Annotated in this window: 16 protein-coding genes, 1 pseudogene and 1 riboswitch; of the genes and pseudogenes, 9 read left to right on the top strand and 8 right to left on the bottom strand. The window is 48.2% G+C overall.

The genetic code is table 11. The features are described from left to right. Positions 1–328: pseudogene (locus tag QUA23_RS14365) on the top strand (hypothetical protein); the annotation flags it as partial. Positions 329–359: 31 nt separating this feature from the next. Continuing rightward, complete coding sequence (locus tag QUA23_RS14360) at positions 360–977, top strand: hypothetical protein (protein ID WP_333075037.1); 618 nt, start codon at positions 360–362, stop codon at positions 975–977. A gap of 91 nt (positions 978–1,068) precedes the next feature. Here QUA23_RS14360 and QUA23_RS14355 read toward each other — a convergent pair whose 3' ends face one another. Together QUA23_RS14355 and gltB are read right to left on the bottom strand one after the other, a co-directional pair. Next, positions 1,069–1,623, bottom strand: coding sequence for a GNAT family N-acetyltransferase (locus QUA23_RS14355; RefSeq protein WP_333075036.1), 555 nt, complete (start codon positions 1,621–1,623; stop codon positions 1,069–1,071). A 73-nt stretch (positions 1,624–1,696) separates the two neighbouring features. Then, positions 1,697–6,283, bottom strand: coding sequence for a glutamate synthase large subunit (gene gltB / locus QUA23_RS14350; protein WP_333075034.1), 4,587 nt, complete (start codon positions 6,281–6,283; stop codon positions 1,697–1,699). 417 nt (positions 6,284–6,700) lie between these two features. Here gltB and QUA23_RS14345 point away from each other — a divergent pair, with 417 nt between their 5' ends. From QUA23_RS14345 to QUA23_RS14335, 3 genes are all read left to right on the top strand, one after another. Then, the gene (locus QUA23_RS14345; protein ID WP_333075033.1) at positions 6,701–6,961 is read left to right on the top strand and encodes a hypothetical protein; all 261 of its coding nucleotides are present in this window, start codon (positions 6,701–6,703) and stop codon (positions 6,959–6,961) included. Positions 6,962–7,286: 325 nt separating this feature from the next. Continuing rightward, a complete protein-coding gene (locus QUA23_RS14340) occupies positions 7,287–7,706 on the top strand; it encodes a cupin domain-containing protein (protein WP_333075032.1) in 420 nt (139 codons plus the stop codon). A gap of 146 nt (positions 7,707–7,852) precedes the next feature. Next, positions 7,853–8,182, top strand: coding sequence for an iron-sulfur cluster assembly accessory protein (locus QUA23_RS14335; protein ID WP_333075031.1), 330 nt, complete (start codon positions 7,853–7,855; stop codon positions 8,180–8,182). Between the two features lie 532 nt (positions 8,183–8,714). On the opposite strand, the gene QUA23_RS14330 is transcribed toward QUA23_RS14335, so the two are convergent. The 6 genes from QUA23_RS14330 to atzF form a co-directional block, all read right to left on the bottom strand. Continuing rightward, entirely contained in the window at positions 8,715–9,713 is a 999-nt protein-coding gene (locus tag QUA23_RS14330; protein ID WP_333075030.1) for a glycosyltransferase, read from the bottom strand. A gap of 105 nt (positions 9,714–9,818) precedes the next feature. After that, on the bottom strand, positions 9,819–11,033 hold the full coding sequence (locus tag QUA23_RS14325; protein WP_333075028.1) for a response regulator: 1,215 nt from the start codon (positions 11,031–11,033) through the stop codon (positions 9,819–9,821). Positions 11,034–11,249: 216 nt separating this feature from the next. Further along, positions 11,250–11,480 carry a membrane protein insertion efficiency factor YidD gene (yidD, locus tag QUA23_RS14320; protein ID WP_333075026.1) on the bottom strand — a complete coding sequence of 77 codons (231 nt, stop codon included), beginning with the start codon at positions 11,478–11,480 and terminating at the stop codon, positions 11,250–11,252. A 149-nt stretch (positions 11,481–11,629) separates the two neighbouring features. Beyond that, positions 11,630–12,571, bottom strand: a complete 942-nt coding sequence (gene truB, locus QUA23_RS14315) for a tRNA pseudouridine(55) synthase TruB (RefSeq protein ID WP_333075025.1) — start codon at positions 12,569–12,571, stop codon at positions 11,630–11,632. Between the two features lie 234 nt (positions 12,572–12,805). Then, entirely contained in the window at positions 12,806–13,552 is a 747-nt protein-coding gene (locus QUA23_RS14310) for a calcium-binding protein (RefSeq protein WP_333075024.1), read from the bottom strand. Between the two features lie 40 nt (positions 13,553–13,592). Then, complete coding sequence (gene atzF / locus QUA23_RS14305) at positions 13,593–15,407, bottom strand: allophanate hydrolase (protein WP_333075022.1); 1,815 nt, start codon at positions 15,405–15,407, stop codon at positions 13,593–13,595. A 475-nt stretch (positions 15,408–15,882) separates the two neighbouring features. After that, positions 15,883–16,037: riboswitch (guanidine-I (ykkC/yxkD leader) on the top strand. A 144-nt stretch (positions 16,038–16,181) separates the two neighbouring features. Between atzF and QUA23_RS14300 the strand changes: the two genes are divergently transcribed. The 4 genes from QUA23_RS14300 (at position 16,182) to QUA23_RS14285 (ending at position 20,173) form a co-directional block, all read left to right on the top strand. Further along, complete coding sequence (locus QUA23_RS14300) at positions 16,182–17,249, top strand: ABC transporter substrate-binding protein (RefSeq protein WP_333075020.1); 1,068 nt, start codon at positions 16,182–16,184, stop codon at positions 17,247–17,249. 107 nt (positions 17,250–17,356) lie between these two features. After that, complete coding sequence (locus QUA23_RS14295) at positions 17,357–18,208, top strand: ABC transporter permease (RefSeq protein WP_333075018.1); 852 nt, start codon at positions 17,357–17,359, stop codon at positions 18,206–18,208. A 163-nt stretch (positions 18,209–18,371) separates the two neighbouring features. Next, a complete protein-coding gene (locus QUA23_RS14290) occupies positions 18,372–19,148 on the top strand; it encodes an ABC transporter ATP-binding protein (protein ID WP_333075017.1) in 777 nt (258 codons plus the stop codon). Positions 19,149–19,441: 293 nt separating this feature from the next. Beyond that, on the top strand, positions 19,442–20,173 hold the full coding sequence (locus QUA23_RS14285) for an urea amidolyase associated protein UAAP1 (protein WP_333075015.1): 732 nt from the start codon (positions 19,442–19,444) through the stop codon (positions 20,171–20,173). The last annotated feature ends 51 nt before the right edge of the window (positions 20,174–20,224 follow it).

Genomic DNA, 20,224 nt, shown 5'->3' with positions numbered 1-20,224 from the left:
TTGCACGATCTGTTCGATCGCCCTATCCCCTAAGCCTTGCTGTATAAACCTTTTAGCTAATTATTCAGCAAGCCCTACTTATTGCCAAGTGGGTCAGACTTTATCAATTGTTATTGATCGCACCCAATGGGGCTGTATCAACATACTCACGCTCGCTCTGGTATGGGAGAAAAGAGCTATCCCTTTATCCTGGTCGCTGTTACCAAAACTAGGAAGCAGCAATGTAGCTGAGCAAAAGGATGCGATCGCAGAAATTTTACCAATATTGAAAGATTATCAAGTAGTAGTACTGGGAGACCGAGAATTTTGCAGGCGTCGAGCTAGCTAACTGGCTGAGAGAGAAGCATCTACATTTTTGTTTGAGGTTAAAATGCTCTCTCTGTATCGAAACCGAGCCAGAGATTTGGGAACCGTTGAAAGAGGTCGGATTGCTTCCCGGAATTTCTCTTTATTTATCAGGAGTCAAAGTCCGAAAAACTCAACCTATCGAGGGATTTGATATTGCTTGTAAGTGGAAGAGAAAATATCGAGGGGTGTCGGTTAAAGAGGGTTGGTTTATTCTGACAAACCTAGGCTCGCTCAAGAAAGCGATCGCTGCCTATCAGAAGCGGATGGGAATTGAAGAAATGTTCCGCGATTATAAAAGTGGAGGCTATTATTTAGAGGGTACAGGCTTAAAAGGTCAAAGATTAATCACCCTACTTTTATTAATAGCACTCGCCTACAGTAGTGCGATCGTGCAAGGAACAAACCTGAAAATGAAAACAGTCAAAAAGTATATTGTTCGCCCTCAAGAGTCCAAGAGAAAGGATGCAAGACGGAGTACATGGGGTAGTGGTAATGATAGCCAATACTGGCTAACATACCTGGACAAATACTCCGAAGCAATTCAAGAGTTAATGACATTAACTCCTCAAAAGCGCTATTTTTACCAACAGGGGATGAGGGCTATAAGTCAGATTCAGTCTAGCTCCTAGCCATCCTTGTCACCCCCCCAGCTCGCTTCTGGTAATTCCTGTTAGGATCGATTGAGGTCGGCTTCTGCTGGGAGACTCACTCATAATAAATTCAAGTTTCTTTAAACAGCAAAATACTTTCATAATTTTGTAAATCTAGAAATAGGTCAATTTGCAAAGTTCCTATTTGTTCAAACCCCTGTTTTTTGTGAAATATTAGTGAACGATTATTAGCTATGGGGCGGGTAACAATAAACAGCGAAATAAATGAATTTGGAAAAACTTGATAAATTTCTTTATACATAAATCGAGCAACACCTCTACCCATCCAATCTAACTTTGTTGCTACTCTTTCGAGATAAAAATGCCGATCGCTGGTGACTCTTTTCTTAAAAGCCACATCTTTCCAGATAATTTTATCCAAGATTTCATCAGATATTTTGGGTTGTGATATAGCCACAAATCCCACAATTTCCCCATCGGTTTTAGCTGACACAAAATATTTGCATGAACTATTTAAGCTTTGGACAATCTCATCTTCAGTAATTTGTGTTAGCAAAAAACCGCGCTCGATCGACGTATTTTGACCGCGCGCATGAGAGTTGTGAATATTGACGATCGCCTCTATGTCATCTCGATCGGCTTCTCTAAAAATTAGATATTCCATTGCATAGTGTGTAGGAACTCGGACAAGGGGCTTACAGCCCCTTGCTACATGAGTAGAATTCTACCGCCGAACCCTAGCTACCGCCAATCCGAGCGACATCGCGAGCATTTTCTTCAAACGCAGCCGTCAGCGCATCATCACCGCTTAAACCGGATGCGATCGCCCTTTCAATAGCCTGCAACACCCGCTTGTAATCCCTCGGCATCACCTTCACAAACACCGGCACCATCGAGTCCCACGCTGCCAAAACCTTCGATGCCTTCGCACTTCCAGTCAAATCAAAATGAGTCTGAATTAACTGCCGCAAATCGCTAATTTCCTCAACATCCTCCAATTTTTCCAAATCCACCATCGACATATTGCAGCGAGTAGCAAAATCGCCCGCTTCATCCAAAATGTAAGCAACACCGCCACTCATACCCGCTGCAAAATTGCGCCCGGTTTGGCCCAAAACTACAACTTTGCCGCCAGTCATGTACTCGCAACCGTGATCGCCCACACCTTCAACTACTGCATTCACGCCGGAGTTACGCACCCCAAAACGTTCGCCCGCTATCCCTCGGATGAAAACCTCGCCGGATGTCGCGCCGTAAAGCACTACGTTACCGACAATTACGTTTTCTTCTGCGACGAAGGTAGAATCTGGCGACGGATATAGGATGATTTTGCCACCGCTGAGCCCTTTGCCCAAATAGTCGTTAGCTTCGCCTTCGAGCTCCAGGGTGACACCCTTGGGCACAAAAGCCCCAAAGCTTTGCCCAGCGCTGCCTTGGAAGTGCAGGTGCACCGTGTCATCCGGCAAACCTTCCCAGTTGCGTTTGGTGATTTCGTTGCCGAGAATTGTCCCGACAACGCGGTTGACATTGGTAATCGGCAGTTTGGCGTGTACTTTTTCGCCATTTTCGATCGCACCTTTGCACAAATCCAGCAGTACACTCATGTCCAGAGACTTTTCCAAACCGTGATCCTGCGCCATCTGGCAGTAGCGCCCGACATCCGCCCCAACCTCCGGCTGATAAAGGATTTTGGAGAAATCCAAACCCTTAGCCTTCCAGTGTTCCACAGCTTGTTTCGCTTCCAAAACATCAGTCCGCCCCACCATTTCATTCAGGGTGCGGAAGCCCAACTGCGCCATAATTTCCCGGACTTCCTGCGCGACGAAGGTCATAAAGTTTACCGTGTGCTCTGGGTCGCCGGTAAAGTTTTTCCGCAGCAGCGGGTCTTGCGTCGCAACGCCCACCGGGCAAGTGTTCAGGTGGCAAACGCGCATCATGATGCAGCCCAATGTCACCAGCGGCGCGGTCGCAAAACCGAATTCCTCAGCGCCAAGCAGTGCAGCAATTACTACATCGCGGCCGGTTTTCATTTGACCGTCAGTTTCCACCACAATCCGGCTGCGGAGATTGTTGAGTACCAAAGTTTGGTGAGTTTCCGCCAGTCCCAATTCCCAAGGTAATCCCGCGTGTTTGATCGAAGTTTGCGGCGAAGCGCCGGTACCGCCGTCGTAGCCGGAAATCAACACGACATCGGCGTGGGCTTTCGCAACCCCGGCCGCGATCGTCCCGACTCCAACTTCCGACACGAGTTTCACGCTAATCCGCGCTTCCCGGTTGGAATTTTTCAAGTCGTGAATCAATTCGGCCAAATCTTCGATCGAATAAATGTCGTGGTGAGGAGGAGGCGAAATCAAACCCACACCCGGAGTCGAGTTCCGCACCTTGGCAATCCACGGGTATACTTTTTTACCGGGCAACTGTCCGCCTTCACCTGGTTTCGCGCCTTGGGCCATCTTGATTTGCAGTTCCCGCGCTTGGGAAAGGTACAAGCTGGTAACGCCGAAACGGCCGGAAGCAACTTGTTTGATCGCGCTGTTTTTCGAGTCGCCCCGATCGTTCGTCCAAGTGTAGCGATCGGGATCTTCGCCGCCTTCACCCGTGTTCGATTTGCCACCAATGCGGTTCATCGCCACAGCTAAAGATTCGTGGGCTTCCTTAGAAATCGAACCATAACTCATCGCCCCAGTTTTAAAGCGTTTGAGAATAGATTCGATCGGTTCAACTTCCTCAATGGGTATCGATTCCCGCTGTTTGAATTGCAACAAACCGCGCAAGGTAAAATGCTGCTGGTTTTGTTCGTTTACCAGCCCAGAATACTGTTTGAAAAGCGTATAACTGCCATCGCGCACCGACTTTTGCAGCGCGTGAATTGTCTGCGGACTAAACAAATGCGCCTCGCCTTCTTTCCGCCACTGATATTCGCCGCCCACATCGAGAGTATGTCCGCTGGAAGGGCGATCGGGGAATGCGTGATTGTGGCGCAAAATTGCTTCTTGGGCGATGACTTCGAGGTCTACACCTTCTATCCGCGAGGCCGTCCAAGCAAAGTATTTATCGACTACAGATTTGTTTAAGCCGATCGCCTCAAAAATCTGCGCGCCGCGATAACTTTGAATTGTGGAAATCCCAATTTTCGAGGCAACTTTCGTCACGCCTTTAGTGGCGGCTTTGATGTAGTTTTTGCACGCTGTTTTGTACTCGACATTTAGCAGCAATCCTTCGCGGATCGAATCGGCGATCGTCTCAAAGGCCAAATACGGATTGATCGCGCCGCAGCCGTAGCCGATTAAAGTCGCAAAGTGGTGCACTTCCCTCGGTTCGCCGGATTCGAGCACGAGTCCCGCCCGCGTCCGCGTACCTTTGCGGATCAAGTGGTGGTGCAGGCCCGCAACTGCCAGCAGCGCCGGAATTGGGGCTTTGTCTGGACTGATCCCCCGATCGCTCAAAATGAGGATATTCACCCCGGATGCGATCGCGCTGTCTGCTGCTGCAAAAACCTCTTCTAACGCCTGTTCTAGACCTTTTACACCGCTTTTGGGGTCAAACAAAATCGGCACGGTGATGGACTTGAAATTGCCCTCATTTACGTGTTGGAGCTTAGCTAATTCTTCATTGCTGAGAATTGGCGTTTTCAGTTCAATTAAATGACAGCTTTCCGGTTCCGGTTTGAGCAAATTGCGTTCAGCGCCGATCGTAGTTTCGGCAGAAGTTACAATTTCTTCGCGGATAGAATCGATCGGCGGATTGGTAACTTGAGCAAACAACTGCTGGAAGTATTCATAAAGCAGTTTTGGGCGATTGGAAAGCACCGCCAGCGGCGTATCCGCACCCATCGCGCCGACAGCTTCCACGCCATCTTTCGCCATCGGCGCTAACAGCAACCGCAGTTCTTCAAAGGTGTAGCCAAAGGCCATTTGCCGCTGCAATAATGTTTCGGGATGAGATTCTGGCAATGTCGGCGCATCTTTGAGTTTGGCGATTTCAACCATGTGCTGGTCGATCCACTGGCGGTACGGGTGTTCTGTGGCGATTTTGGTTTTAATTTCCTCGTCAGAGACGATGCGGCCTTCCTCGGTATTTACCAGGAACATCCGCCCCGGTTGCAAGCGACCTTTTGATACAATTCGTTCTGGGGCGATCGGCAAAACTCCCGCTTCCGATGCCATAATTACCAAGTCGTCTTTGGTAACGCAGTAGCGGGAAGGGCGCAAACCGTTGCGATCGAGCACGGCCCCGATCGAAGTACCATCGGTAAAGGCGATCGAAGCCGGGCCGTCCCAAGGTTCCATCAAGCAAGAATGGTATTCGTAGAAAGCTTTTTTCTCGTCACTCATGGACTCGTGGGCTGTCCAAGGTTCCGGAATCATCATCATTACAGCGTGCGGCAAAGAACGCCCGGCCAAATTCAGCAATTCCAAAGCATTGTCAAAAATCGTCGAGTCGCTGCCTTCGATATTGATTAAATTGGGGATTTTCTTTAAGTCATCGCCGAATAGTTCCGACTCGAACAGCGATTGCCGCGCGTGCATCCAGTTAATGTTGCCGCGCATCGTGTTAATTTCGCCGTTGTGAGCGATGTAGCGGTAAGGGTGCGATCGTTCCCAACTCGGAAAAGTATTCGTGCTGAAGCGCGAGTGAACCAGGGCTAGAGCGCTTTCCATGTCGGGATCGTGGAGTTCGGGATAGTAATCTCCCACTTGCACCGGCATTAACATACCCTTGTAGACGATCGTCCGGCAGGAGAGTGTGGAATTATACCAGTATGGGTCTGTGTTAGTCCTGCGGATGGCATTGTGAGCCCGTTTGCGGATGACGTACAGTTTCCGCTCGAAAGCCGCCTCATCGATACCTGCGGCCCGCCGGAGGAACACTTGCTGCATGAAGGGTTCGCTAGATTTGGCGGTGTCGCCGAGGGACGAGTTGTCCGTGGGCACATCGCGCCAGCCCAGCACTTCCTGGCCTTCTTCTGCCGCGATTTCCTCAAAAATGCGTTGGCCGTTTTCGCGTTCAGTTCGATTTGGCGACGAGTAAATCGCGCCAACGCCGTACTCGCCGGCTTCGGGAAGTTCGATGTTTAGGGCCGCTGTTACTTTCTTCAGAAACTTGTGGGGTACCTGCATCAAAATCCCCGCCCCGTCTCCGGTGTTGGGTTCGCAGCCGCACGCGCCCCGGTGGTCGAGGTTCAAGAGGATTGTCAGTGCCTGCTCGACAATTTCGTGGGATTTGTTACCCTTCATGTGTACGATGAATCCGACTCCGCAAGCGTCGTGCTCGAACTGCGGATCGTACAGACCTTGCTTTTGTGGCAGTCCGTTGCTGTTCATTTTGATGCTCCTGTCAAAGTGGCGAAAAGATGTTGATCTAGAGTAGAGGATGGGATGCCGATCGCTCTAGTATCATGTATTATATGTGGATCTACTCAATTGGGTAGATGTACCCAAAAATCAAAGCTTATTCGATCCGAGTAAAAAAATAGTTAAAGCCGATAACTTAACTAGGGAACCCGGAAGTTAAAGATTTATGCTTAAAGACTCTTCGATTATGTGAATTATTAAACCGCAGAGGCCGCAGAGAGCGCAGAAGAAGAGAAGAGAGATGAGTAATTCCGATACTAACTCACATCTTGCACCCTTGTTAATAAGCTTTTCAAGGGCGGGCTTTCCGGCCCAGCCCACAAAATTTACTCTCTGTGGAACAGGCCGGAAAGCCTGTTCTTGAGAAATGAGTTTATAGCATTGTTAATGCGACTGTATCCTCAGCGTCTGGGTGACATTCTCCACCAGCATTTTGCCTTCTCAACAGTAATGAGTATTTCTGAAAAATTGCAAAAAGTCGATCGACTCAAAGCCTGGTTAGATAGCTTTCGGCCGCTTTCTCCCACCCTGGTTGCAGAATTGAAAAAACTCTACCACATTCGGTTCACTTATCAATGCTTCACAGAACTTAGCCAAACTTATTCAAGTCTAACTATTCAACCAGGTTTCATCCCAGAGGGTCTCTAACCAGATGCTAGAAGTTTTGCAACAGCAGTCTCAAGAGCTGGATTAGGATTCACCTTTAATCAATATTCAAGAACCAGCGCCCTTTCTATGAAGATTTGATGTAGATTGGGGCGATCGAGCAAATACCAGGTGACAACAGCTATGTTGGTTTTGCTATGGTTGTTAAGGCAAGTCGATCGGGCTGAGCACAACTCTTGCAAAACTCTACAGTCGGCTAACCAGTCCCCGCAGGTGGGCTTCGATTTTAACTATAGATTAGTTAATCTCAAAAAAACAACGTCGTTTACCAAAGGATTCAGCAAGCAATCCTCAAGGAGTGAAAATCATGGTTCAGATTCAAGAAATTTCTCAAGTATCTACCCTGCACGCACCTGCAGCACCCAACGCAATAGCCGCTACAGAATTGCGGCCTTGGGGCTCATTTACCACTCTAGAAGAAGGCCCAGGATATAAAATTAAGCGGATCGAAGTTAAGTCTGGACACCGCCTCAGCCTGCAAATGCACCACCACCGCAGCGAACACTGGATTGTGGTTTCAGGTACTGCAAAAGTTACTTGTGGCGAAACTGAACAAGTTCTGTTTACAAATCAGTCTACCTACGTTCCTCAGTGCACTTCTCACCGCCTGGAAAATCCGGGAGTTATCCCCCTGGTTTTAATTGAGGTGCAGAATGGCGAATATCTGGGAGAAGATGATATTATCCGCTTTCAAGACGATTATGCTCGTAATGAAAAGGCTAAGTAACTCACGTTGCTAAAAATATAGGGGTAAGGTGCGCGGCCCGGCGCACTTTACATTCTCCGGGTAAGGTAGACGCCTAGGCACATTCTACATTTTCAAAACTCAACATTACTTCCCAATTACCAATTATCAATTACCAATTACTCATAATGATTCATCTGAGCAAAACAGCAGCAACAGAAGTAACACGCCTCAAGTCGAAGCATCCGAACCCCAATGCTTTATTTCGTCTGGGCGTGGAATCGAGCGGCTGCTCCGGTTTGTCTTATACAATGGCATTTGACGATGCGCCAGCCCCAGAAGACGCTGTATGCGAGTCGGAGGGAATTTCCGTTGCGATCGACCCCCAGCACTTAAAATATATCAATGAGCTCACCTTGGATTATTCAGAAGACTTGATGGGCGGAGGTTTCCGATTTCACAATCCCAATGCCGCCCAAAGCTGTAGCTGCGGCAACTCCTTTTCTGCCAAGGAATAATCCCTAGGATGACACTGAAAGACTTATAAAAAGTCCAAAAAACCTTCAAATAAGCCGATCGAGACTACCAATATCGACGCCTGTTCAGGATTAGGAATTGACGGGAATATCCAACTCAGAACTCCCGATACTTACCCCATTAGGACTAAAGCCAACTGTCACAAATAGGGGTTGAAATTTAGGTATGTAGTTGCGCTTCAGCGCTGTTAACTTAGAGAAGAGCGCTAAAGCGCAACTACATACCTTTGTTTAATGTGCCAGTTGCGTAAGTCCTATATACCTAACTTCCTAGAAAACCAGTAGGGTAAGGTGCGTCGCACGAAACAATCTGCAAGTGTCATCGAGCATCTAACAATTTCGCACCTACAGATCAGCACCACATAATATATCCTTGATGAGCACAATTAAGTGTATCTCACCTCGCTGAAAAGCGCTATAGATGGTTGGTAAAACCAGCCTTTACGATCGCGCAACTTATACTATCATGAATCAACCAGAAATGACATACAAGCTCGATCGACTATCAACACAATCAAGCTGGCGTACCGAGAATAGTCCACTGCATTAACTGCTGCCACTCGGAAGATTGAGCTAATAAATCAGCATCGAATTCATTTCCCGCATCCTGCGAAAACTCGGCGAAAGCTTCCGCCCAATTAATTACTGTTTCCACAGGCAAATAAGGCGTATAATTCCAAGAACGCTGCAAAAACTCTACCATCTCAACAGAATGACCGGTGCGGTACAAATACCAAGCAATCCAAACTAAGGTACTGTACTTGATTTGCTTTTCTAACAAACGTATTTTATCCGGCAACTCGGGGCGGGCAAAAAAATTGTCCATGACTGCGGCGAGGGATTTAGCCTGGGGTAAACCTTTGTACATGGCGCTTTGTTCGTGCTGGCGGTAACAAACAGTTACTTGCTGCAACCACTCTGCTTCGCATCCCATTAAGGCTAAACGCAGCACTAAATCTGTATCTTCCGCCGGGGGAAATCGAGGATCAAATCCGCCGGCGTGCTCTAACCACTGACGGCGAAATACCATCGCGCTGGGTAATACTGGTTTCCACCGCAGCCACATTTCTAAGTCTAATTTAGGGACATTTAGCCAGGGTTTGACATCTTTTAGCGGTTCGCCTATACTATTAACTAGACGCCAGCCGCTGTGAACTATTCCTAAATTCGGTCGCGCTGCAAATACAGCCATTTGTGCTGCTAATTTGTCGGAAAAAAAGTAGTCGTCAGCATCAAGAAAGGCGATAAATTCTCCTCGCGCTAGCTCTATGCCGTGATTTCTGGCAATCGAAACTCCTTGATTTTGTTGGTAAATGTAGCGAATTCGATCGCCATATTTCTCTAAAACTAACTTGGTATCGTCTCTGGACCCGTCGTCTACGACAATAATTTCCCAGTTAGTATACGTTTGGTGGAGAACGCTATCTACGGCTTGGCCGACGTAAGCAGCGCAGTTGTAAGCCGGAATTACTACGCTCACCTGCGGGGTGCGATTGATCGTAACATTATTCATAATTAATTATCTTAAATTCGATTGCGTCTCTATTTTACAATGAGCTTAGGGTGCGTCAGGAACTGACGCACCCTGTAAGGGCTTCTTGTGTTCATTAATTTGGGGTCAAGAATTTGCCAAGGAAAGTTGGTGCGAGTTCAGTAAATCATGGGGGCGAATTGCGAAAGGGTAGCGATCGCCTTTTACCTTCAAATACTTGTCAGCTATTTGCAAAACCTGTTCGGGATTGGCTGGCTTGCTCAAAAAATCCGAAGCACCTGTCAATTTCGCTCGCGTGCGGTCAATTATACCGTCTTGACCCGTCAAAAACACGATCGGAGTTTCCCGAAAAGCCGGTGTCTTCCGCAAAAAATTGCACAAAGCAAAGCCACTTGTCTTCGGCATCACCACGTCCATAAAAATTAAAGCAGGCTTTTGTTTGGCAAGGATACCCACTCCCTGCATTGGGTCTTGAATTTTTAGGACTCGATATCCCTCCGGCAACAAAATTTGCTCTAAAAATTCGCATACTGTCGGACTGTCATCGATACAGGCAATCAAAGGGCGACCCGGCCCTGCAATAGCTGCGGCCAGGCGCCACTGTTCTATAGGCGACGGCAAGTCTGGTACTGTTCGGAAATTTACTAAACCCTGCTTGATGTAATTAACTAAAGCGCGAGTTGCCACTGTCACGCACTGCTTTTTCTTAAATGCTATATCCCAAAGAGTATTCTCGCCGTTGAATACGTTACCCAAAGCGATCAAAGAATTAGAACTAAATCGATTTTGCTGCAACTGAGCCGACGGTTTTAAAAGCGGTGCTTGTTCTGGATCTACCAGCCACAAACCCATTGCTTTCCACTTCTGCCAAATTTCTTCTGTACAACACAGAACTTTCTCTACTTCTGTTAAAGACAGCAGCAAAGAAGAGGTAATTGTAGAAAAATATTTCTGGGACGGACGCCACTCCCGGCGCAAACCCGATTGACCGATCAGAGCAAATAACACTTCGGAAAGGCTGGTCTGGACGATCGCCCTAGCTTGTTCCAGACTCATTTCGCTGGCTGCTATCCCTCGCTGAAGCAGTTGATATTCCCACAGTTCTCCAGCATCGAGGTCTCTGAGATCCACATGAAAGTTTCTACAGTGTTGCCCGATCGCCCTGTACCAGCGCCTCGATCTGTGCGACCCTCCCGTGGCATACACCAAGCTACCCTGAAAAAAGTAAAGCTGCCACTGTTGTTCCCCTTGCTCTAACACCAGTTTCCCCGTTGCTTGTTTCTGGCTGAGTACAGCCAGAGTATGGGACAACATTTTGTATCCGATTGCGGTAGCAGACATATCAACTCGCATCCCCTGTACTCTGTTTGTACCATTATATAGCTGCTGAGTTTTGAAAGATAACAGTGATATTACTGAATTTGGGTTAATAAAAACCACTAATTGTTCGACTTTAACCCCATCAGGGACTGATTCCCCTCGGTAGTTTTAGCCAGTAGGATGCCACGCCTCTTTACACTATTAACTAATCACTAAAATCCGTCTTCTAACTAATAACTAATTGCCATCGCTATCTTTGGGAGGTACTGGATCGTAACCCCCTGGATGAAAAGGATGACAGCGCAAAATCCGCTTAACTGCCATCGAACCGCCGCGGGCGGGCCCAAATCTTTCTATTGCTTCGATCGCGTATTGCGAACAAGTTGGCTGAAATCTACAGGCGTTAGGCAGGTAAGGAGAAATCCCCATTTTGTAGCCTCGGATTAATCCGATCAGCAATATTTTCACAATTTTTACCTCAGCGATTGATTAAATTAATAGCAAAATCTCGTCCCGTACCGCTGTAAGCTAGGTGAATCGAAAGCATTCCTAGCGGTTAGAGTTCCGTTAACTTTTCCAGTACCAATTATACCTATTTTCGTTTTTATTTTAGATAGCTACAGCACAATTTGAGGAGATAATATGGTACTTGTCTCTGAGTTCGCTACTTGACCGATACCTAAAAAATTACCGTCTCGATCGTACACCTGCAACGGATAGGGAGGTTGGAGTATTGGGTTGTCGGGGGGATTGTTCGTACTTTTCTCCTCTCCCCCGATCGGCGTTTCGGGAATCGGGAGGCGCTGTCCTTGAAACCAGCGTTTGGTATATTCAGGGGAAAGGACGATCGCCCCTAAATGTCCCAAAACCGCTGATGGCAAAATGGGGGAGAATTTATTTTCCTGCAATAGCAGTTCCAATTGTTCAAAACTGAGGCTTTCCTCGATCGAAAAACCGCTACTTTCGGTGCGAGTCAAACAAGCCAAAGTGCCGCCTGTATTCAACACCGCACCCAAATCCCGCGCGATCGCCCGAATGTAAGTACCCGCCCCGCAGGCGATCGACAAATCCAATTCAGGAAAATCCCCCGGTCGCCAATCTAAGATTTCCAGCCGAAAAACCTCGACCTTCCTAGCAGTAACTTCCACAGTTTCGCCTTTTCTAGCTAACTCATAAAGGCGTTTTCCTCCCACCTGAACCGCACTAAAACTCGGTGGAAACTGCTCAATTTTTCCTATAAATTTTGGCAGTGCAGCTTGCACTTTTTCCAAACTCAACTCTGGCACCGGTCGAGAATGGATAATTTCTCCTTCTAAATCGTCAGTAGCAGTAGTTAAGCCCAACCGAATCGTACCTCGGTAAGCTTTATTGTGTTGGAGATATTGCAGCAGTCTGGTTGCTTTGCCCAGGGCGATCGGTAAAACACCAGTCACAGCAGGATCGAGGGTTCCTCCGTGTCCGACTCGCTTGAGTTTCAATAGCCGGCGCACTCGCCCCACGCAGTCGTGAGAGGTCATGCCTGCAGGTTTGTTGAGATTGAGAAAACCGTCAGTAGTCATTAGGAAGTTCGGCAACGAGCAATGTACGGGATGTAACGGATATAACGGATGTCAGGAATAGGGAAGAAGGAAGCAGGAAAAAAGAAGATGAAAAGTTTTGAGATTGCTTTCCTTCGCATCGCGAAAGCTAACGTTATTCGCAACGGGAAAGCGTTTTTGAGTTAAAAAGTTCAACATTCAAAACTTAAAACTACAAAGTATCCGCCAACCCAATTCCCAATTCCCTATTACCCATTAAAGAATAAAGTCTGCCTGACTGATAGAACCGCGGGCAACTCCGAATAAAGTAGCGAGAGTTTCCTTGGTGTTTGTAAGCTGAATAATTGTACTCGGGGAAGTTCCGGTCCCAGCGGAAATGGTGAGTTCGCCAAAAGTAAGGCCGGCTGTCAAGCGAATTTGATCGATACCATCTGTAAAGTCTGTAATCACATCACCGTCTGCCAAACGCCCGATCGCAAAAGTATCGTTTCCGGCGCCGCCAGTTAAAGTATCTAGGCCGCGATCGCCCGATAAACAGTCATTGCCGATGCCACCAAACAGCGAATCATCGCCGGCACCCCCAAAAAGCGTGTCATCGCCCGCGCCTCCCAACAAAGTATCGGTGTCTTGGTTGCCAAACAGCAAATCATTGCCATCGTCGCCCAGCATGGAGTCAGAACCTTTGCCGCCGTAGAAAGTATCGCCGCCGGCGCCGCCCAAAACGCTGTCGCGGCCGGCACCGCCGAACAGCAAATCATTGCCAACGTCGCCCAGCAGTGAGTCATCGCCGTCGCCGCCGTAGAGGGAATCGTCTGCGCCTAAGCCCAAAATGCTGTCAGGGCCACCCAAACCAAATATCAAGTTAGCGCCCGCAGTACCTCTGAGGGAGTCGGGGCCGCTGGTGCCGCGAGTGCCGCCAGGTGCCCCTCCGGGACTGGTACCGCCGCCGGTGGGGGTTGGGGTGGTGACGGGAATTGGTCGAATTGGCACTGCTGATGGCATGATTCTGAAGATGGGTAGAAATTTGCCATTCTAACTTAGCTTAAAACCGGAAGTTATAAGCTCGCCAACCGCCGAGATGAGAAATATCGATCGCATCCGCCACAGCATAAGATTCGCACAAAAAGCCCTGCACCGTGGAGCCGTCCTCCAACACCAGCGTACCAATTCCCAGCGGCGGGGGAATTTTAGCGACAAATCCGCCGAAAGCCGCGATCGACAACTCCCAAACTTCCACCTCGATCGCGCTACCGCCCTCTATCTGACGCACCAATCCCGGCTTGCCCAGAGCAGTACCCGTCAAAGCGTACAGCTTGTAAATCGGGCTGGTACGGCAGGCGCGAACCAAAAATCCTCCCCCCTCGATTAGTTGATAATTCAGCGGCTCACCGCTCAAATGAGCGCCAACCACGGCTATTTTGACTCGTTCTTCTGACGAATGTTTGGCTGCGATAGCGGGCTCCGGGATGGTTGGCAGCGGTAGGTTGGTTGCGCCCATAGTTCCCCCCAAGCTAGCGTGGAAAGCAGCTCCCAGGCTGCAGAGCGATAAATCGTGCCACGCAGGAGCCATCAGTGTCAATCCTGCTGGCAATCCGCTGCTTTGAAACCCGCTGGGAACTGCGATCGCACACAAATCGAGCAAATTCGCAAAGTTTGTGTAGCGCCCCAGATTGGTGTTGAGCGCGATCGGCTCGGCTGCAACTTCTGCGACAGTATAAATAGTGCCTGTCGTCGGCACCGCCAACACATCCATTGACTGCCACTGAATTTCTGCTTGCTGGCGGAGCTCGGCCAACCGGTACGACGCGCGGTAGGCTGAGACAGCATCGTAGCGTTTGCCACCGCTGATAATTTCGTAGACGATCGGATCGATCGCATCTGGGTGCGCGTCGAGGAAATCGCCGATCGCGGCCAACCTTTCTGCTACCCAAGGGCCGCCGTAGAGCAGTTCGGCAGCATCCGCAAAGGGTTTGAAGTCAATAGGTGCGATCGTGCAGCCCAAAGATTGCAAGCGCGCGATCGCATCTCGGTAGCGCTGTTCGGCTTCTGCATTCCCGAAAAATTCGAGTTCGCCGTCTCCGGGAACTCCCACTCGCAAGCTGGATAAATCCGGCAAAACTTTCGTTTCAGGGTGGCGAGAAAACGCATCCTCAGCGTCAAAACCGCTGGCTGCTTGCAGCACGGAGGCTGCATCCGCACAGGTGAGAGCGAACACAGAAACGCAATCGAGCGATCGCACCGCCGGCAGCAGGCCGCGAGTGCCGATCGAGCCGCAACTTGGCTTCAGCCCGACAATGTTGGTAAAAGCAGCGGGAACCCGCCCCGAGCCTGCGGTATCGGTACCCAGAGCAAAACTCACCAATCCGGCCGAGACTGCTGCTGCGGAACCGGAACTCGAGCCGCCCGGAATGTAGCGCGAATCGAAGGGATTGCGGCAAACTCCATAAGGCGTGCGGGTTCCCACTAATCCTGTGGCAAACTGATCCATGTTTGTTTTGCCGATCGCGATCGCACCTGCCGCGCACAAACGCTCTACAACTGCGGACGATCGCGCTGGAGTGCGAGCAAACTGCGGACATCCCGCCGTAGTGGGAACGCCCGCCCAATCGAGATTATCTTTGATCGCAAAAGGTATCCCGTAAAGCGGCAATTGTTCCCGATCTAGGTTTTCCAAAGCTTTAGCGCGTTCGAGGGTTTCCGCCAGCGGTGCTAAATAAATCCATACCGCCGGATCTGCATAGCGCTCGATCCGATCGTACACGCTGGCGATTACATCTGCAGGCGCGATCGAGCCAGTGCGGTAGCGATCGAGCAGCGAATGAATGTCGAGACTGTTGCTGTAGTTAAATTTTTCCATAATGCACCGTCAGTCGATTTTAGATTTTAGATTTTAGATTTTAGATTGAACAATTGATTTTACAGGCTTTGCTGGGCGATCGTTAATTCAAAATAGCAGGTTACTTTACCGCATTGTAGATCGCACTTGCATTTAGTCTAGGGGTCGAAGTATTCCTCAATAAATACTCAACCCTGACCTTGCGGGTTTCGTCTTTTTGTACAGGTAAACTTCCCGATTTCCAATCGCGCCATCTCATCGCCTGGTTTAATCTTCCAAAAATTTTAATTTTACAAATTCGAGAAAAACTGTTTTTTGTAACATCTTACACATTTTCGTATCAAGTTTGCTGTTACCGTTTGAAACGTAGCAATCTAGTAAGATTGCAAACTACAGTATGCTTACCTTTCAAAAAGCTAAGTGCATTGCTGTTACGGACAGTCTTGAATAACTCCTTGGGTTGCAAACAGGACTTATACAGACAAAAAACTAAAAATTTAACCGCTTCTAGGGTTCCGATTTGACTTAGTTTCTAACTCAGCTTAGAAAGTTCAAGTGCTGGTCCGAGAGAAGCAGACTGGTTCTCCCAATATTTTCTTAATTTTAGGGAAACACTAGCCAGTTACACGGCGGGATAAAAGCCCGGGAGAAACGCGATCGGTCATCAAGACTCGGTTCGTTAGCTCTCGGGCTTTATCCTTGTATATCAGGGGGGTTTGCAGAAGCTAAGGAAGCCGAAGAAGGTGCAAAAGCTCGATCGACATATTCACCTCTAACCAGCCACCAGAATATGCTATGAATATCCGATATTGCTCCCCAAAAATAACGCGATCGCCCTTATCCTACTGCGCCCTATTTTTCATCACCTTGTTTTTCGCTGTCGGCTGCGTCAACCCGGCAATTTATATCAAAACTACGACAGAAAGCGAAGCAGCTTCTTCAGTAAGCGCTGATGCAGTTAGCCTCGGATTCAGCGCGTGGCCCGGCTGGTTTCCTTGGCAAATTGCCAAAGAACAAAAGATATTTGAAGCCAACAATGTTGCTGTAGACTTAAAATGGTTTGACGGCTACTTAGAATCCATCAGCACCCTCACAGCAGGACAGATAAATGCTAACAGCCAAACCCTCGGCGATACCGTAAACTCCATATCGGGCGGTGCCGACCAAGTAATTGTTTTAGTCAACGACAACTCGACGGGAAATGACAAAGTGATTGTCGCCGAAGGCATCAATTCCGTTGCCGATTTGAAAGGCAAAAAAGTGGCAGCCGAGGAAGGTACAGTCGATCACTTTCTATTGTTGTTAGGGCTGAGAAAAGCAGGCTTATCAGTGCAAGATATTCAATTTGTACCGCTGGAAACTGGCAAAGCTGCGGCGGCTTTCGTGGGAGGGCAAGTCGATGCGGTGGCAGTATTTGCGCCGTTTACCACGCAAGCATTAAAACGCTCGAACAGCAAGGAACTGTTTAGTTCCAAAGATTTTCCGGGGGCGATTTCCGACCATTTGGTATTCACGCGAAAGTTTATCGGCGAACACCCAGATCGAGTGCAAGCCCTGGTCAACTCATGGTTTGCAACGTTGGAATACATGAAAGCAAATAAAGAGAAATCTTACGAAATTCTAGCCAACCGCGCCGGAGTTAGCGTTGAGGAATACAAAGAATATGAAAATGGCACTAAGATATTTACGATTGAGGAAAACTTGAAAGCCTTTCAACCGGGAAATGACATGACATCATTGCAGTTTGCCGCGGCAGAAATGACGAAATTCCTCGTCGATGTAAATTTAGCCAAAACCCAACCAGATATCAGTACATTATTTGACGATCGCTTTATCAAAGCTTATGCAGAAGGTAAAAGCTAAAAGGCATAATTTACGCTTGTGCAGACACAAGAAACCTAAAAAAAAATACTTTTTATAATCGCCAAAAGCTACTTCAATTACTCGTTCAACTGTTCTGCAATTAAATCATGCCACCAAATCCCGATCCGCGATCGATCCAATCCCACCTCAAGCAAAAAAGCCTAAATCCCACCGTTTTCTGGCGGATTGCGGAAGAGATACCACAACCCCTCAATATTGGGTTAACGGTAACATCGATCGCACTGCCGCTGCTGCTATGGTGGCTAGTAACAACCTTCGCCAACGTAGACCCCAAATTTTTGCCTTCACCCGGCAAAGTTGTAGAGGCATTTGGTCGGCTGTGGAACACTCGCGAACTTTTAAAAGACACGGTAGCGAGTTTGTGGCGGGTGGGAGTGGGCTTTCTGTTCGCCTTGGTTTTTTCCATACCAATTGGCGTGCTGATGGGCAGTTTTCCCAGTATTCGCGCCTTGCTGGAACCCATGTTCGGCTTGATGCGATATATGCCCGCACCAGCGTTCATTCCCCTATTAATTCTCTACTTGGGAATAGGCGAAGAACCCAAAATAACGCTGATATTTATCGGCGTCTTTTTCTTCAATTCGCTGATGGTGATGGATACGGTCAAGTTTGTTCCCAAAGACTTGATAGAAGCTACTTATATGTTGGGCGGGAATCGCTGGGAAATCCTAACTCAAGTTATTTTTCCCCACGTTTTGCCGGGAATTCTTGATGCTAGCCGCATCAACCTAGCTGCGGCTTGGCAATTGGTAATCGTCTCGGAATTGATTGCCGCCACCGAAGGCTTAGGTCGCCGGATCAGCGTCGCAGGTCGATTTCTCCGAACCGATGAAATTTTTGTGGGGCTGATTGTCATTGGGGCGATCGGACTGACTTTTGACTTGCTTTTTCAATATCTGCTGCGGGTTTCTTGTAAATGGTCAAGTCAGAAACAGTAAGCAGATGTTGAAGTAAGAAGGAAGAAGGAAGAACGAAGAGGGAAGAAGGCAGTGGTGTAAACTAAGATTCAAACCCCGGCAAGATATCGTTTTTAGTCCTAAAATTTACCGATTTTGGGAATGAAAAAATCAATTTTTTACTTACAATACAGAGGATAAACTCATGTTTCTGCAAATCAACAACCTGCACAAAAACTTTGAAACGAAAAAGGGTAAATTAGTTGTCCTCAAGGACATCAATATGAGCATTAAGGAAGGCGAATTTATCTGCGCGGTAGGCGCATCGGGTTCTGGCAAATCAACTCTGTTGAGGCAGATTGCGGGATTGGACAAGCCGACAACAGGGGAAGTGAAAATTGATGGCAAAGAAGTTGTTTCACCTGGGCCGGATCGAGGTATGGTATTTCAGCATTACACTCTTTATCCTTGGATGAACGTGCAGGAAAATGCCGAGTTTGGCCTCAAACTTCAAGGCGTGTCCAAGAAAAAGCGGCGCGAACAAGCGAGCTATTATTTGAATGTGGTAGGATTGACGCAGTTTGCTTCGTCGCTGCCGAAGGAATTGTCGGGCGGGATGAAACAGCGGGTGGCGATCGCCCGCGCCCTCGCTTCTGAACCTAAAGTGTTATTAATGGATGAACCTTTCGGCGCATTGGATATCCACACTAAAGAATCGATGCACGAATTTATGCTCGATTTGTGGCGCCGCACTCAGATTACAATCTTTATGATTACCCACGATGTCGAAGAAGCGGTGTTTCTTTCCAATCGGATTTATGCTTTGGGCGCTCGTCCAGGTACAGTGAGAAAGGAAATGTCGATTAATTTGCCCGATCGCACTCCCAGCGTTAAACGCCACGCCAAATTCCACGATTACCGCGACGAACTCATGGATTTAATGCGGAAACACGGACAGGAAGCAGTTGCAATGGCTGCTTAAATAGAAATAGGTTTGTAGTTGCACTTTTTGCACCCGCGCCAACAGTACAACGGCCAACCTAAGTAAGTGGAAACTTAACATCTTGCACCCTTTTCAATTACCTATTTAGGAACGGGCAAGATGCCCGTTCCACAAAACTCAATTTTATTGTGGAACGGGCATCTTGCCCGTTCTTTAGAATCGTGCAAGATATCAGTGGAGATAAATATTACTTTGGGAGAGGGTGAGTTTTGCCACTACAGAATACTATTGTTTGGTTTCGCTGACCCCCCCAAATACATCAAGAGGAACTTATGGTGCAACTATCATCGATCGACACAAACTCAGAAATCGATTCAAGCCTCGTATTAATGCAAGAAACCGTACCGGGCGGCGCGTACTGGTCGGGGGTCATCAAGCGGGGTAACACCCTGCGAATCACCGATTTAGAAGGCTCTCGCGGCGTTTCCATGCTGTGCTACAACGCCGACAATGCGATCGAACGTTTCAACGCAGCAGACACCGCCAAAATTCAATTCAACGCCTTTCTCAAACAAGGCATGGCGATCTACACAGACATGGGACGCATCCTATTTTCTATCACCCAAGACACCTCCGGCTGTCACGATTTGCTAGGAGGATGCAGCAACGCCGTTAGCAATGCCAAAAAATACGGCGAAGGAGACTGGAAAAACTCCCGCGACAACTTCCTCAAAGCCCTAACTCGGTGGGGATTGGGCAAAAAAGATATCATGCCCAACCTCAACTTATTTACTCGCATTGCCGTCAAACCAGACGGCACGATGGAGTTTCGCGAAGGCTGCGAAAAACCGGGTAGTTTTATCCATTTGCGAGCCGAAATGAACGTATTGACCGTTATATCTAACTGCCCCCACATCCTGCATCCGGCTTCAATTTACGATCCAAAACCCATCCAAATTCAGATTGTGAAAACCCCCGCACCCGCACCAGACGACTTGTGCCGCACCGCCAACCCGGAAGCCGTGCGCGGGTTCACTAACACCGATGCTTTGTTCGTGCAATAAACCCCCGATTACACAACTCAATCTAGCCCGCATCAATCTGTCGTAAAAAAT

This window comes from Microcoleus sp. Pol1C5 (genome assembly GCF_036701115.1).
Taxonomy (GTDB): domain Bacteria; phylum Cyanobacteriota; class Cyanobacteriia; order Cyanobacteriales; family Microcoleaceae; genus Microcoleus.
This window is presented reverse-complemented; position numbering and strand designations above follow the sequence as displayed.

Coding starts and splice junctions, on each gene's coding strand:
- gltB (WP_333075034.1), bottom strand. CDS start 6,283: ATGAACAGCAACGGACTGCCACAAAAGCAAGGTCTGTACGATCCGCAG.
- QUA23_RS14325 (WP_333075028.1), bottom strand. CDS start 11,033: ATGTCTGCTACCGCAATCGGATACAAAATGTTGTCCCATACTCTGGCT.
- QUA23_RS14355 (WP_333075036.1), bottom strand. CDS start 1,623: ATGGAATATCTAATTTTTAGAGAAGCCGATCGAGATGACATAGAGGCG.
- QUA23_RS14300 (WP_333075020.1), top strand. CDS start 16,182: ATGAATATCCGATATTGCTCCCCAAAAATAACGCGATCGCCCTTATCC.
- QUA23_RS14285 (WP_333075015.1), top strand. CDS start 19,442: ATGGTGCAACTATCATCGATCGACACAAACTCAGAAATCGATTCAAGC.
- QUA23_RS14330 (WP_333075030.1), bottom strand. CDS start 9,713: ATGAATAATGTTACGATCAATCGCACCCCGCAGGTGAGCGTAGTAATT.
- QUA23_RS14290 (WP_333075017.1), top strand. CDS start 18,372: ATGTTTCTGCAAATCAACAACCTGCACAAAAACTTTGAAACGAAAAAG.
- QUA23_RS14340 (WP_333075032.1), top strand. CDS start 7,287: ATGGTTCAGATTCAAGAAATTTCTCAAGTATCTACCCTGCACGCACCT.
- truB (WP_333075025.1), bottom strand. CDS start 12,571: ATGACTACTGACGGTTTTCTCAATCTCAACAAACCTGCAGGCATGACC.
- QUA23_RS14310 (WP_333075024.1), bottom strand. CDS start 13,552: ATGCCATCAGCAGTGCCAATTCGACCAATTCCCGTCACCACCCCAACC.
- atzF (WP_333075022.1), bottom strand. CDS start 15,407: ATGGAAAAATTTAACTACAGCAACAGTCTCGACATTCATTCGCTGCTC.
- QUA23_RS14335 (WP_333075031.1), top strand. CDS start 7,853: ATGATTCATCTGAGCAAAACAGCAGCAACAGAAGTAACACGCCTCAAG.
- QUA23_RS14345 (WP_333075033.1), top strand. CDS start 6,701: ATGCGACTGTATCCTCAGCGTCTGGGTGACATTCTCCACCAGCATTTT.
- QUA23_RS14295 (WP_333075018.1), top strand. CDS start 17,357: ATGCCACCAAATCCCGATCCGCGATCGATCCAATCCCACCTCAAGCAA.